The organism is Paenarthrobacter sp. NPDC089675, assembly GCF_044749185.1.
Taxonomy (GTDB): Bacteria; Actinomycetota; Actinomycetes; order Actinomycetales; family Micrococcaceae; genus Arthrobacter.
Genome location: NZ_JBIVHM010000001.1, coordinates 724,018 through 737,686, shown reverse-complemented (window position 1 = coordinate 737,686; position 13,669 = coordinate 724,018). Strand labels below are relative to the sequence as shown.

Here is a 13,669-nt window from a genome sequence, read left to right as displayed (position 1 = left end):
ACGTGTGATAGACAGAATGGACCCTCTATGCGGACCCCAGGCCGCACCATCCGCGACCTCGAAGGGAAATATTTTCATGGTTCACGCAGTACAAGGTGTAGTCGTGCGCTCCAAAGGCGCACCGGCCACCCTCGAAACAGTCCTGGTCCCCGAACCGGGCCCAGGCGAGGCCCTGGTTGACATCCTCACCAGCGGCGTTTGCCACACCGACCTTCATTACAAGCTCGGCGGCATCAGCGACGACTTCCCCTTCCTGCTCGGCCACGAAGCCACCGGCGTGGTCAGCGCCGTCGGGCCCGACGTCACGGAGATCGCCCCGGGCGACCGCGTCGTCCTGAACTGGCGGGCAGTGTGCGGAAACTGCCGTGCGTGCAAGCGCGGCGAACCCCAGTACTGCTTCAACACCCACAACGCCACGCAGAAGATGACCCTCGAGGACGGCACGGAACTGTCCCCCGCCCTGGGCATCGGCGCCTTCATCGAAAAGACCCTCGTAGCCGCCGGCCAGTGCACCAAAGTGGACGCCGACGCCGATCCCGCTGCAGTCGGGCTCCTCGGCTGCGGTGTCATGGCAGGTCTGGGCGCCGCAATCAACACCGGTGGCGTCAAGCGCGGTGACTCAGTTGCTGTTATCGGCTGCGGCGGCGTAGGGGTTGCCGCCATCGCCGGCGCCGCGCTCGCAGGCGCAACCACGATCATCGCGGTCGATATCGACGCCAAGAAACTCGAACGCGCCCAGGAGCTTGGCGCCACCCACGCCGTGGACTCCTCCGCCGAAGACCCGGTGGAAGCGATCCGCGCCCTGACCGGTGGATTCGGCGCTGACGTGGTGATCGACGCCGTCGGACGTCCCGAAACCTACAAGCAAGCTTTCTACGCGCGCGACCTCGCCGGGACCGTGGTCCTTGTTGGCGTGCCGACACCGGAGATGACGCTCGAACTCCCGTTGCTCGATGTCTTCGGACGGGGCGGTTCGCTCAAGTCCTCCTGGTACGGCGACTGCCTGCCCTCACGCGATTTCCCCATGCTCGTGGACCTCTACAAGCAGGGCAAGCTCGACCTTGACGCCTTCGTCACCGAACGCATCACCATCGACCAGGTGGAAGAAGCCTTCGACAAAATGCACCACGGCGCCGTCCTGCGATCGGTGGTGGAACTGTGACCCAGACAGGCGCCGCACGCATCGACCGAGTGGTCACTTCGGGAACCTTCTCCCTGGACGGCGGAACGTGGGACGTTGACAACAACGTCTGGATCATCGGCAACGATTCGGAATGCATCGTCATCGACCCCGCCCACAACCCCGGCGAGATCGCGGACGCCGTCAACGGGCGAACCGTCAAAGCCATCCTGCTGACCCACGGCCACGACGACCACATCCGCTTCGCCGGAGAGTTCCGGGACCTCGTCAACGCCCCCGTCCATCTTCACCGTGACGACTGGATGCTTTGGCACGCAGTGTTCCCCGGCATCAACCCGGACAAAGCGATTGAAGACGGAGACGAGTTCACCGTTGCGGGAACAACCTTGAAAGCGTTGCATACTCCCGGCCACTCCCCGGGGTCAGTCTCGTTCCTGTTGGCTGCACAGGAAGACGGAACCGGCGTCAACACCGTTTTCAGCGGCGACACCCTGTTCCAAGGCGGACCAGGCGCCACCGGCCGGTCCTACAGCGACTTCCCCACCATCATCGAGTCCATCCGGACCCGGCTGCTGGACCTCCCCGAAGACACAGTGGTCCTCACGGGCCACGGGGAATCGACCAGCATCGGCGCGGAGGCCCCGCACCTGGATGAATGGATTGCCCGGGGGCACTAGCCCGTCAAGCCCTGGCCCGGCGAGCCCTGGCCCATCAAACCAGGAGTGACCGGAAGTCGCCTTCCAGGACCTCCGCGTACGTGCCATAGGCTTCGACGACCGCCTTCTCCACCGTAGCCACATCCAGGTGGGGAAGGAGGTCGTTGGCGGCACCGGCAGTCGCGGGGTCCCATTCCAGGCCAAGCGCATCGTAGCTCGCAGCCAGAACTTCGCGGATAGGCGCCGAATCTTCCACCACGATCACCGAACTGAACAACCAACCCCCGGAAACCACCCGCTGGGCCGTTCCGATCAGCTTGATGCGGTGGGCTGGGAAATCGGGATCCTCGCCGTGGACGCTGAATTCACCAGGGCAGTACTCACCCGGAATTTCGCCGACGGCTGCATGGACACCTACGCTGCGGAGCGCACCGGCCAACAGTTCGCCGAACTCCGAGAACCGGGCCTTGGCCTTCACGATGGCGTCCGGATGCGGCTCCACATGGTCGATGACGAGGGTGCCCTGATGGTAGGCCGCGGCCCTGCCGCCGGCTTTCCGGACCAGCGGTTCAAAACCCAGCGCCCGGCACGCCTCTTCGGCGGCCTTGAAGCCAGGAAGGTTCGCATCGCGTTGCCCGAAGGCCACGGTCGGTTGGGGCCGGTAAAGCCGCAGCGACGGTCCCAACAGCCCTTTCCGTGCGCGCTGCAGCATCTCCAGAGCGAAGTCCAGGTCCCCTGCGGCACCGAACGTCTCCGTCTGCCGGTACACCGTGAGGTTCCCCGTCCCGGATGCCATCAACTCTTCCTCAAGGTGAGGATCTGCTCCGCGCGGCCAAACGGCCCGTTGAGGTCGTGGAGGACCGTGGAAGTCAGGCCGATCCCGTCCGCACCGAACGAAACCTTGTTGTCCAGTCCCAACCATTCACCGGACGGCTCCCGGTACATGTGGATTTGAAGGTCCACGTTGGGGAAAATGTAGCTGTCCTTTCCCGGCGGCACCCGCGCGGCAATCCCATTGGCTGTGTCCACCAAGCCCATCAAGCGGGCCACATCGCTGCTGTCGTCCTTGTCGGTCAGCGGGTGCATGGTGCGGATCCACACCCTCCCCGAACCGGGCCGGTGCCCCTCGGCAATGCGCATTTCCAAGGAACGGATGTAACCCCCGGGCCAAACGCTGGCGCCGTCCCAGGGTTTGCACTCATCCGGTGCCGGCATCGCGTCGTCTTCGACGGCGGCCACGGCGCTGGTATCGCTGGTGACAATGCGCCAGGCCGTGGCGCGGATTGCCGGCCGCCCGGCCGCGGACAACTCGGCCTGGATCAGTTCGATGGTTCGGCCGGGCCTCAACGTCGAGGTGGTTACTTCAAACTCTCCGCCGGGAATCAGCCCCAGGATTTCGTAGCTGATCCGGGCCATCCGGACGTCGTCGCGCGGCTGGTGCCGCAGCAACGCGTCGGCCAGGATGCCCGAGGCCGGAGCCATATGTTGTTCGTGGGGATTCCAAGCGCCCTGGGCATGGATGGTGGAGCGGTAATGACCATCGCCCAGCGATTCGTAATAGAAATTGCCCTCCGCCAGTTCCGGTAATGCAGTAGTCAAGCCGAGCCTTTCGCCGATGCAGCAGTAGAACTCAGACCACTGTATCCGCAGATTTGGCAGCACTACGACGCCGCCTTGCCACAACGATCCACAGCGCACCGACCACCACCGCCGCCACGGCCAACCCGGCTCCCGCAGGTGAAGCCGCGGCCAAGGCCAGCCACGCCTCAAGGGCAGCCAAACCAATGGTCGCGTACAGCACCGCCCAGAGGGCGGATCCGGCTATCGCGGCCGGCAGGTAGCGGCGAAGGGGCATGCGCGCCGCCCCGGCAGAGAGGTTGATGGCCGTTTGCAGCCCGATGGTGAGGAAGGAAACCACGACGGCGTAAGGTCCCCAGCGCTGTATGAGCGCTTGGGCACGGGCTGCTTGGGGCTTCTGCAACGAGCTGCCCAAGCGGGTCCGGGCAAACCCGGCAACGACTCCTCGCCCCAGCCAATAGGTGGCGTTGACCCGGACCATGACAATGGCAAAAAGCGCCGCGAGTGCGACGCCTAAGGGCAAGCTCAAGATCTGGTCCACTCGACTTAGGCTACCCTAAGCCAAGGTCCCCCACCGCCCGGCCTGCGCCGACCGCCGTGGCCAAAACCCTAGGATAAAAGCATGGATCTCCGCGATGCCGCCCAGGAGCTGTACGCAATACTGCCCAAGGAGTTCACCGCCAGGCGAGCGGCCCTCGCGCGGGAAGCCAAGGAAGCAGGGGACAAGGACCTCGCCAAGGAAATAGCGGGATTGGCCAAACCGACCTCGGGCGCATGGGCCATCAACGTCCTTGCCGCCAACAGGCCCGAGGTGATTGACGGCGTCGTCCGATTTGGCGCTTCCTTGCGTGCTGCGCAAGAGAACGGGGATGCGGAGGCATTCCGGGAACTAGGACAGCAAAGACAAGGGGAACTGACCACCGCAGTGCACGCCGCGAAAGACCTGGCCACCCACCTCGGTGCCGCCCTCAGCGCGGCGGCCGCTGCCGACGTCGAGCAAACCTTCCGTGCCGCGATGGCCGACGCCGGCGCGGCAGCGGCTGTGGCTACCGGGCGACTGGTCCGCGGATTGAGCGGAAGCGGCTTCGAAGCGGTCGACCTCAGCGGGGCGGTGGCAGGTGGAGGAATCGAGGAAGCCGCGAGGGTTCAGCGCGCTCCTGCCACCGAAGCAAGCGCGCCAAGGAAGAAGGCTCCCGCCGCGCAGGAGCCCCGGTCCAAGCCTCAAACCAAGGAAGAGAAGCCGGACGAAACTGCTACGTCCCTGGCCGAACGGCGCGCGGCGAAACGGCAGGCAGCCCTCGCAGAGGCGCAATCAGAATTCGAGGCCGCTGACAAGGAGGCCCGCGAAGCCGAGGACGCAGCAACAAAGGCTTGGGATGCGGTAAAGAAGCTCGAACGCAGGCGCTCAGGAGTGCAATCCGACATCGAGGAAGCCAGGAAGCGGCTCGCCTCACTCGAAGCGGAACTGCTGGGCATCACGAGGGACACCGAAACCGCCGAGTCGGACAAGAAACGTGCTGTACGGACCGCCACCCAGCTGAGACGCGCTGCGGACCAGGCCCGTCGGCGAGTGGAGAGGCTGGGTTAGTCCTTCTTCTTGCCCACGGTTCTTTGCAGGTGGTGCGTTGCGGGTCCCTCCAGGTATTTGCCTTCGGGAGTGAACCTCGAGCCATGCAACGGGCAGTCCCACGACTTTTCGGCGTCATTCCAGGTGAGCAGGCCGCCCAGGTGCGCGCAACTGGCCGAAACCCTGCAGACCTTGCCATCCACCGTGGAAACCGCAGCAGGCTCGCCCTTGTAAAGACCGACGACGCCGCTCCCCTCCGGCGGCCGGGTTTCGTCGGTGATCTCCGGGTTGTTCCTGACTTTGGCTTTGTCCTCGATCATGCGCTTCGCGACGCCGGCGTTCAGTTTGACGGCCTGCGCGGCGCCCTGCGGTGACGTAACCCGATGGTGGATGGTGCTGGCCCAATCGGACTGGCCGCCCAGGATATCCGCGGTAATGGACAGCGCCGCTGCCACTCCGTTGCTCATCCCCCACTTGTTATAGCCGGTGCCGAAGAAGATGCGGCCGTGCCCGCGGGGAAGCTTTCCGAAGAACGGCATCAGGTTTGTGGCCTGGTAGTCCTGGGCTGACCACGTGTGTGTCACCTCGGCGTCCGGGTAGTTCCCACGAGCCCAGCCCAGCAGCGCATCCAGGTGCGCCTGGGGCGATTTTGCCCTGCCTCCCGCATGCCCGTAGCCGCCTACCAGAAGCAGTTCTCCATCCGGTCCGGGGTACGTCCTTTGCGACCTTGTGGGAGGATCGATGGACAGGTACATGCCAACAGGTATTGCTGCGTCCGCCGGCAACCGCAGGGCCGCGGCGTAGGAACGGTTCGGCTCAAGCTTGGCGAAGTACAAACCGCGGTCCAGGATGGGAGTTCCGGTTGCCACCACCACGGTGTCCGCAGTGAAGGCGCCCTTTCGGGTAGCCACTTCCACGGGTTGGCCGGAACCGACGTTTTGGACCTGGACTCCCTCCACGACCAGGCCACCGTGCTCGCGGATGTCACCGGCCAGGGCCTCCAAAACGTCCATGGGGTTGATCTGTGCCTGGTCCTCGAGCTCCAACGCTTCGACTACGGGAAAGGGCAGTCCGGCGTCCCTGCTGAAGTGGACCTCCAAACCTGCGTCACGCGAAACCGCGGCCTCCTTGCGAAGCCGCTGGGCGCCGTCGTCACTGGTTGCAAAAGTGACGGCCGTGCGGCGCTGGAACGGAACGCCCTGCTGTTCCATGTACTGGGTCAGCCAGGCTTGTCCCGTCCTGTTGGCCTCGACATAGGCCTGGACCACTTTGAGGGAGTACTGGCTGCGCAGGGCGGACAGGGCTCCGCCTTGCAGGAGGCTGAGCTTTCCGGTGGTGTTGCCCGTGGTGACAGCGCCCAGCGTACGCGCCTCGAAAACCACCACCCGTTGCCCGGACCGCGATAGCAGAAGCGCGGCCACCAGGCCCGTCAGCCCGGCGCCAACAACGATCGTGTCAAAATGCTTTTCATCGGGAAGCGCATCGGACGTAAAGCGGGATTCGCGGTCCAACCACAGTGACTTCATCACAACAACCTGCCCCTCAATTACACAAAATTGGCATCTGGCATGCGTTGAAGGAAACGCTAGGCGGGCGGCGGACGCTAATCAAGGGGTTCAGTCGCCGGCTACGAGTCCCGCTGCCCGCTGGAGGCGCGGATCGGGATCATCCCTCCATCGCTGCAGGACCTTGATTGCCTTGTCCCTGGCCTGGCCCTCAAGGCGGTCCAAGAGCGGGCGGACAACGTCGTTGGCAAGTGGGACTGCGAGCGCATCGGTGTCCGATTGCCGGATGAATCCCTCCAGGCGGGTCAGGTCCGTATGCGTTAGCAGGCCTACCTCGGTTTGCAGCAGGACGACGGCCGCCAGCCTTCGCTCGAACACCGGTTCGGCCCATAACTCCGTGCTGAGGGCGGTGATGTCGTCGTGGCCCAGGTTCCTGTACCGGTTGAGCGTGTCACGGATGGTTCCGCGGACGGCTCCCACTGATGCACCGTAAACCTTGAGGCCTTTGCCCGCGCGTTCCTGGATCCCGTAGGCCTTCTCCCAGGACGACTCGCGTTGGAGGGTGTAGTCCACGAATTCACCGGCTTCGCTCACCCTCCTATTCTGTCAGTGCCTCCTCCTAGCGTGGTTTTACCAGCCACCGACAGGAGAAACATGGCGTCGCAGGAACTTGCCACCACCACCACGGCCTTGCCGCGCGTCCCCGCCGCGTCTTCCATGCCCGACTGGTATCCCGCACTGTTGAGCACGGTCGCCCGGTAAGTACGGCTTGGGCGTACCCGGGCCATGGCGGCGGCAAACAGCGAACTTCTCAATTCCTATTGGAGCATTGGGCGTCAGCTTGCCGAGCGCGAATCAGAGCAAGGATGGGGAGCGAAGGTGGTCACCCGCTTGTCGGCCGACATCCGGAACCGGTTCCCCGAAGCCAAGGGCTTTTCCCCGCGGAACCTCCGGTACATGAAGAGCTTCGCACAGGCGTGGCCCGACTTCCCAAAGTTGCAAGCGCCGCTTGCAACATTGCCGTGGTACCACCAGATCGCCCTGCTGGAAAAGCTCGACGACGGCGCCACGCGGCTTTGGTACGCTGCGGCAGCTGCCGAACATGGCTGGTCCCGCAACGTACTGGTGCACCAGATCAGCACGCGCTTGCACGAGCGATCAGGGCAGGCCATCACCAACTTTGCGGCAACCATGGTCCCCGCCGATTCGGATTTGGCGCAGCAAGCCACCAAGGATCCATACGTCTTTGACTTCCTGGCCATGACCGAACGTCACACCGAACGGGATCTGGAGCTGCAATTGGTGAAGCACGTTGAAAAGTTCCTGCTGGAGCTGGGCCAGGGTTTCGCATTTGTTGGGGAGCAGGTCCGGCTGGAGATCAATGGTGACGAGTTCTTTGCCGACTTGCTCTTCTACCACCTCAAACTCCGCTGCTACATGGTCATTGAGTTGAAGGCGGTGAAATTCGAGCCCGGTTTCCTTGGCCAGTTGGGGATGTACATGGCGGCCGTGGACGATCTCATGGCCCATCCTGACGACAAGCCCACCATTGGCCTGTTGCTGTGCAAGGAAAAGAACAGCGTGGTGGCCGAGTACGCTTTGCGGGGCTTCAACACGCCGATCGGGATTGCGGAATGGCGGACCTCGCTCGAGGATTCCCTGCCGGATGAACTGATCTCCAGCTTGCCCAGCATCGAGACCTTGGAGGCGGAGCTGGCTCTTGAAGCGGCGAGGCTTGGTGGGTAGGTGGGCGCTAAATTGTCAGTGGCTCCTGGCAGAGTGAGGACATGGAGCAGATCCGGGAAGAGCAGGCGGCCGCGGCATTGGTTGTGCCCGCCGATTCCGTTCCGCACTCCGTCGGAACTGCATCCAGTGGGCTGATAGACCAACTCCGGGTTCTTGAGGACATGAAATCTGCGATTTCGGCGTTGCAGGCCAAGATCACGGTGGCCTTCGATCTCGCCCAGCGCCGGGAACAAGCCGAGTCCGGGGTACCTGTCGCGGACCAAGGCCGAGGTGTCGCAGCCCAAATCGCACTGGCGCGACGCGAATCACCCAACAAAGGTTCCCGCCTCCTCGGCCTTGCAAAAGCCTTGGTTACCGAAATGCCACGCACCCTCACAGCCCTCGAGGCCGGACAGTTGAATGAGTGGCGGGCCACCCTGCTCGTGAAGGAAACCGCCTGCCTGACCGCCGAAGACCGCTGCGCCGTCGACGACGAACTGGCCGCCGACACGGGGACCTTCGAAGGCGCGGGAGACAAAACCATCATCGCTGCCGCGAAGGCCGCCGCCTACCGCCGCGACCCGCGATCAGTCACCCAACGCGCAGCCCATGCGGCCACTGAACGGCACGTTAGCCTCCGCCCGGCCCCGGACACCATGACCTACCTGACGGCACTCCTGCCGGTGGCCCAAGGAGTCGCTGCCTATGCGGCCCTCACCCAAGCCGCCGGGACGGCCCTCGGCTTGGGCGACGCCAGAACACGCGGCCAGGTCATGGCAGACACCCTCGTCGAGCAACTCACCGGCACTCGACACGGATATACCGGAATCGACCTCCAACTCGTCATGACCGACCGCACCCTGCTGCAGGGCGACTCCGAACCCGCACGCTTGGCCGGCTACGGAACCATCCCCGCCGAGCTGGCACGGCAACTTATCACCAAAGACTCCGACCCGCAGCCGCAACAGCAGGAGTTCAACATCTGGCTCCGCCGCCTCTACACAGCCCCGGGCACCGGCGAACTCCTCGCCACGGACTCGCGTGCGCGCTTTTTTCCGACCGGAATGCGGCGCTTTGTCGAAACCCGGGACGACACCTGCCGAACCCCCTACTGCGACGCCCCTATCCGCCACCACGACCACATCTTCGCCTGGGCAAAAGGCGGCCGAACCACCCTCAACAATGCAGCCGGCCTCTGCGAACACTGCAATTACACCAAGGAGAACCCTGGCTGGGCCGCGCGATCACACCCCGGCGTCAGACATACGCTCCAGCTGACCACGCCCACTGGCCACAACTACTACTCCACCGCCCCACCTTTACCCGGGTATCGAAGTCAGCTCGCGGGATCGTACTGAAACTCCCTGAGTTCCTGCGGGCACCGACAAGCTACAGCGATTTTGGATGCCCACTCAATGGCAGCCTCACGGGACGGCAACTCGAGAACGGTGTAACCGCCGTTGGGTACGGTGTGCCCCGGATAGGTGCCGGGCTGGATCGCGCCGTCTCCTGAAACACGAACCGGCGCAACGTCCTCGTTGATCCCGCCCCCGAAGACGTAGACTCCGGCTTGTTTGGCCTCCTCGATCACTGCATGCGCGGCATCGGCGACTGCCTGGAACTCCCCCTCGGGAATCATCATGGCTTCGCCGGGAAAAGAGATGAGGTACTTGGTCATGTAGGCCTCCGTCGAAACGTCAAAGCCCCTCACGCCGTTCAGCGCAAGGGGCTTTGAAACTATCAAAATACAGCGAGACCTAGAACTCCCAGTCTTCGTCCTCGGTGTTCACGGCCTTGCCGATCACGTAGGAGGAGCCCGAGCCGGAGAAGAAGTCGTGGTTTTCGTCGGCGTTCGGGGACAGGGCGGAGAGGATGGCCGGGTTCACGTCGGTGACCGATGCCGGGAACATGGCCTCGTAGCCCAGGTTCATGAGGGCCTTGTTGGCGTTGTAGTGCAGGAACTTCTTAACGTCCTCGGCCAGGCCAACGCCGTCGTAGAGGTCGTGGGTGTACTGGACTTCGTTCTCGTACAGCTCGAAGAGGAGCTCGAACGTGTAGTCCTTGATTTCCTGCTTGCGGGCCTCGGAAACTTTCTCCAGGCCCTTCTGGAACTTGTAGCCGATGTAGTAACCGTGCACGGCCTCGTCGCGGATGATGAGGCGGATGAGGTCAGCCGTGTTCGTGAGCTTGGCGCGCGAAGACCAGTACATGGGCAGGTAGAAGCCCGAGTAGAACAGGAAGCTCTCCAGCAGCGTGGAGGCAACCTTGCGCTTCAGGGGATCGTCGCCCTGGTAGTAGTCCATGACGATCTGTGCCTTCTTCTGCAGGTTCTCGTTCTCGAGGGACCAGCGGAAAGCGTCGTCAATTTCCTTGGTGGAGCACAGGGTGGAGAAGATCGAAGAGTATGACTTGGCGTGCACCGACTCCATAAAGGCGATGTTGGTGTACACAGCTTCTTCGTGCGGGGTCAGCGCATCCGGAATCAGGGAGACAGCGCCCACGGTGCCCTGGATGGTGTCCAGCAGGGTCAGGCCCGTGAAGACGCGCATGGTCAGCTGCTGCTCTTCCGGGGTCAGCGTGTGCCACGACTGGACGTCGTTGGACAGCGGAACCTTCTCCGGCAGCCAGAAGTTGTTGACCAGGCGGTTCCAGACTTCCACGTCTTTGTCGTCCTGGATCTTGTTCCAGTTGATGGCCTCGACGTGGCTCAGCAGCTTGACCTTCTCGGTCATGTCATCCCCTTTAGCGATGGGTGGTTCTTTAAGGTAAGCGTACGACGGCGGGTGGTGACCCGCCGTCGTACTCTTCAGTTATGTGTGTGGTTGACTACAGCATGCAGCTGACGCAACCCTCGACCTCGGTCCCCTCCAGCGCGAGCTGGCGGAGGCGGATGTAGTAGAGCGTCTTGATGCCCTTGCGCCAGGCGTAGATCTGCGCCTTGTTGATGTCACGCGTGGTGGCTGTGTCCTTGAAGAACAGAGTCAGGGACAGGCCCTGGTCCACGTGCTGCGTGGCAGCGGCGTAGGTGTCGATGATCTTCTCGTAGCCGATTTCGTAGGCATCCTGGTAGTACTCCAGGTTGTCGTTGGTCAGGTACGGAGCCGGGTAGTAAACGCGGCCGATCTTGCCTTCCTTGCGGATTTCGATCTTGGCGGCCACCGGGTGGATCGAGGAGGTGGAGTTGTTGATGTAGCTGATCGAACCGGTAGGCGGAACTGCCTGGAGGTTCTGGTTGTAAATGCCGTGCTCCATGACCGAAGCCTTGAGTTCACGCCAGTCGTCCTGGGTGGGAATGTGGTGGCCGGCGAAGAGTTCGCGCACACGCTCGGTCTCCGGGGCCCATTCCTGCTCGGTGTACTTGTCGAAGAATTCGCCGGTTGCGTACTTGGAGTTCTCGAAACCGCCGAACGTCTGGCCGGTTTCGATGGACAGCTTGTTGGAGGCACGCAGGGCGTGGAACAGCACCGTGTAGAAGTAGATGTTGGTGAAGTCCAGGCCTTCTTCGGAACCGTAGTGCACGCGCTCCCGGGCAAGGTAGCCGTGGAGGTTCATCTGGCCGAGGCCGATCGCGTGGCTCTGGGCGTTGCCCTGCGCGATGGAGGGCACCGAGTTGATGTAGGACATGTCCGACACTGCGCTCAGGGCACGGATGGAGGTCTCGATGGACAGGCCGAAGTCCGGGGAATCCATGGTCTTGGCGATGTTCATGGAACCGAGGTTGCAGGAAATGTCCTTGCCCACGGTCTCATAGCTCAGGTCTTCGCCGTAGATGGAGGGCGTGGAAACCTGCAGGATCTCCGAGCAGAGGTTGCTCATGGTGATCTTGCCCTCGATCGGGTTGGCGCGGTTCACGGTGTCCTCGAACATGATGTACGGGTAGCCGGATTCGAACTGGATCTCCGCGAGGGTCTGGAAGAATTCGCGGGCATTGATCTTGGACTTCTTGATCCGGGAATCGTCCACCATCTCGTAGTACTTCTCGGTGACGGAGATGTCGGAGAACGGGACACCGTAGACGCGCTCGACGTCGTACGGCGAGAAGAGGTACATGTCCTCGTTCTTCTTGGCGAGCTCGAACGTGATGTCCGGAATGACGACACCCAGGGAGAGAGTCTTGATACGGATCTTCTCGTCCGCGTTCTCACGCTTGGTGTCCAGGAACCGGTAGATGTCCGGGTGGTGGGCGTGCAGGTAAACGGCACCGGCACCCTGGCGGGCACCGAGCTGGTTGGCGTAGGAGAAGCTGTCTTCGAGGAGCTTCATCACGGGAATGACGCCGGAGGACTGGTTCTCGATCTGCTTGATCGGGGCGCCGTGCTCACGGATGTTGGTGAGGGACAGTGCCACACCGCCGCCGCGCTTGGAGAGCTGGAGGGCGGAGTTGATGCCGCGGGCGATCGACTCCATGTTGTCCTCGATGCGGAGGAGGAAGCAGGAGACGAGCTCGCCGCGCTGGGCCTTGCCGGCGTTGAGGAACGTGGGGGTCGCCGGCTGGAAACGGCCATCGATGATTTCATCCACCAGGCGGGTGGCGAGTTCTTCGTTGCCGCGGCCAAGGTGCAGGGCAACCATGCAGACGCGGTCCTCATAGCGCTCAAGGAAGCGCTTGCCGTCGAACGTCTTCAGCGTGTAGGACGTGTAGAACTTGAAGGCCCCAAGGAATGTCTCGAAACGGAACTTCTTCTTGTACGCGCGGTTGAAGAGGTCGCGGATGAAGTTCATCGTGTACTGGTCGAGGGTTTCACGCTCGTAGTACTGGTTCTTCACCAGGTAGTCGAGCTTCTCTTCCAGGTCGTGGAAGAACACCGTGTTGTTGTTGACGTGCTGCAGGAAGTACTGGTGTGCCGCTTCGCGGTCGGCTTCGAACTGAATCTCGCCGTTGGCACCATACAGGTTCAGCATTGCGTTGAGCTCGTGATAGCCCAGGCCCTTGTAGGCCTCGGGCAGTGGCTTCTTGGCCGTTTCCACAGCGCCCCCGGTTACTTCTGTTTCTGCGACAGTCGTGTCCAAAACTTTTCCAATCCTTGATTGACCCGATCGACGTCTTCCGGCGTCCCCATGAGTTCAAACCTGTAGAGATGCGGCACATTGCACTTGGCGGCGACGATGTCACCTGCTGCGCAATAGTTGTCCGCGAAGTTGGTGTTCCCCGCTCCGATAACACCGCGGATCAGCTCCCTGTTCCGCGGGTTGTTCAGAAACCTGATGACCTGCTTTGGCACTGAACCTTCACCATTGGTCCCCCCATACGTGGGCAGCACGAGGACAAAGGGTTCAAGGGCCTGGAGCGGGGCGTCCTGGGCGTAAAGCGGAATGCGGGCTGCATCCCGGCCCAGTTTCTGGACAAAACGCTTGGTGTTCTCTGAGGTGGAGGAAAAGTAGATGAGGTGACTCCTCGTTATGACAGCTTCCGTCTCACGCGGTACGGTTGCCGCTGCCAGCGGTGCCATGGGAGTCACCTCGACTACATAGGAATTCTTCGTTGTTGCGGCGGTTT

The 13,669-nt window shown here is 62.7% G+C and carries 14 protein-coding genes and 1 pseudogene; 6 read left to right on the top strand and 9 right to left on the bottom strand.

From position 1 onward, the window contains the following. Positions 1-76 precede the first annotated feature (76 nt). Positions 77-1,162: an S-(hydroxymethyl)mycothiol dehydrogenase gene (locus ACIPY2_RS03525; protein ID WP_400264965.1), complete on the top strand. Its 1,086-nt coding sequence runs from the start codon at positions 77-79 to the stop codon at positions 1,160-1,162. Next, positions 1,159-1,818 carry an MBL fold metallo-hydrolase gene (locus ACIPY2_RS03520; RefSeq protein WP_400264964.1) on the top strand — a complete coding sequence of 220 codons (660 nt, stop codon included), beginning with the start codon at positions 1,159-1,161 and terminating at the stop codon, positions 1,816-1,818. The genes ACIPY2_RS03525 and ACIPY2_RS03520 overlap by 4 nt, the downstream gene beginning before the upstream one ends. A 34-nt stretch (positions 1,819-1,852) precedes the next feature. On the opposite strand, the gene ACIPY2_RS03515 is transcribed toward ACIPY2_RS03520, so the two are convergent. Genes ACIPY2_RS03515 through ACIPY2_RS03505 form a run of 3 tightly spaced genes read right to left on the bottom strand, consistent with a single transcriptional unit; the run spans position 1,853 to position 3,916 of the window. Further along, positions 1,853-2,593 carry a biotin/lipoate A/B protein ligase family protein gene (locus tag ACIPY2_RS03515; protein ID WP_400264963.1) on the bottom strand — a complete coding sequence of 247 codons (741 nt, stop codon included), beginning with the start codon at positions 2,591-2,593 and terminating at the stop codon, positions 1,853-1,855. Next, the gene (locus ACIPY2_RS03510; RefSeq protein ID WP_400264962.1) at positions 2,593-3,396 is read right to left on the bottom strand and encodes a thioesterase family protein; all 804 of its coding nucleotides are present in this window, start codon (positions 3,394-3,396) and stop codon (positions 2,593-2,595) included. The genes ACIPY2_RS03515 and ACIPY2_RS03510 overlap by 1 nt, the downstream gene beginning before the upstream one ends. A gap of 31 nt (positions 3,397-3,427) precedes the next feature. Beyond that, positions 3,428-3,916 carry a DedA family protein gene (locus tag ACIPY2_RS03505; protein ID WP_400264961.1) on the bottom strand — a complete coding sequence of 163 codons (489 nt, stop codon included), beginning with the start codon at positions 3,914-3,916 and terminating at the stop codon, positions 3,428-3,430. A gap of 81 nt (positions 3,917-3,997) precedes the next feature. Here ACIPY2_RS03505 and ACIPY2_RS03500 point away from each other — a divergent pair, with 81 nt between their 5' ends. After that, positions 3,998-4,963: a hypothetical protein gene (locus ACIPY2_RS03500; RefSeq protein WP_400264960.1), complete on the top strand. Its 966-nt coding sequence runs from the start codon at positions 3,998-4,000 to the stop codon at positions 4,961-4,963. On the opposite strand, the gene ACIPY2_RS03495 is transcribed toward ACIPY2_RS03500, so the two are convergent. Further along, positions 4,960-6,468 carry an FAD-dependent oxidoreductase gene (locus ACIPY2_RS03495; protein ID WP_400264959.1) on the bottom strand — a complete coding sequence of 503 codons (1,509 nt, stop codon included), beginning with the start codon at positions 6,466-6,468 and terminating at the stop codon, positions 4,960-4,962. The two genes, ACIPY2_RS03500 and ACIPY2_RS03495, sit on opposite strands and share 4 nt — an antisense overlap. 90 nt (positions 6,469-6,558) lie before the next feature. Next, the gene (locus tag ACIPY2_RS03490; RefSeq protein WP_400264958.1) at positions 6,559-7,041 is read right to left on the bottom strand and encodes a DNA alkylation repair protein; all 483 of its coding nucleotides are present in this window, start codon (positions 7,039-7,041) and stop codon (positions 6,559-6,561) included. Between the two features lie 189 nt (positions 7,042-7,230). On the opposite strand from ACIPY2_RS03490, the pseudogene ACIPY2_RS03485 reads away from it, so the two are divergent. The 3 genes and pseudogenes from ACIPY2_RS03485 to ACIPY2_RS03475 form a co-directional block, all read left to right on the top strand. Beyond that, positions 7,231-7,593, top strand: a pseudogene (locus ACIPY2_RS03485) (DUF1016 N-terminal domain-containing protein); the annotation flags it as partial. A 45-nt stretch (positions 7,594-7,638) separates the two neighbouring features. Next, positions 7,639-8,193, top strand: a complete 555-nt coding sequence (locus ACIPY2_RS03480) for a PDDEXK nuclease domain-containing protein (RefSeq protein ID WP_400265110.1) — start codon at positions 7,639-7,641, stop codon at positions 8,191-8,193. A 41-nt stretch (positions 8,194-8,234) separates the two neighbouring features. Further along, positions 8,235-9,530, top strand: coding sequence for a DUF222 domain-containing protein (locus tag ACIPY2_RS03475; protein ID WP_400264957.1), 1,296 nt, complete (start codon positions 8,235-8,237; stop codon positions 9,528-9,530). Here the strand turns inward: ACIPY2_RS03475 and ACIPY2_RS03470 are convergent. The 4 genes from ACIPY2_RS03470 to nrdI all read right to left on the bottom strand — a co-directional run bounded on the left by ACIPY2_RS03470 (position 9,509) and on the right by nrdI (position 13,622). Next, positions 9,509-9,850, bottom strand: a complete 342-nt coding sequence (locus ACIPY2_RS03470; protein WP_400264956.1) for a YciI family protein — start codon at positions 9,848-9,850, stop codon at positions 9,509-9,511. The two genes, ACIPY2_RS03475 and ACIPY2_RS03470, sit on opposite strands and share 22 nt — an antisense overlap. A gap of 79 nt (positions 9,851-9,929) precedes the next feature. Then, positions 9,930-10,904 carry a class 1b ribonucleoside-diphosphate reductase subunit beta gene (gene nrdF / locus ACIPY2_RS03465; RefSeq protein WP_216925513.1) on the bottom strand — a complete coding sequence of 325 codons (975 nt, stop codon included), beginning with the start codon at positions 10,902-10,904 and terminating at the stop codon, positions 9,930-9,932. A 94-nt stretch (positions 10,905-10,998) separates the two neighbouring features. Beyond that, entirely contained in the window at positions 10,999-13,140 is a 2,142-nt protein-coding gene (nrdE, locus tag ACIPY2_RS03460) for a class 1b ribonucleoside-diphosphate reductase subunit alpha (RefSeq protein ID WP_400265109.1), read from the bottom strand. Positions 13,141-13,151: 11 nt separating this feature from the next. Then, a complete protein-coding gene (gene nrdI / locus ACIPY2_RS03455) occupies positions 13,152-13,622 on the bottom strand; it encodes a class Ib ribonucleoside-diphosphate reductase assembly flavoprotein NrdI (RefSeq protein ID WP_400264955.1) in 471 nt (156 codons plus the stop codon). Positions 13,623-13,669: the final 47 nt, after the last annotated feature.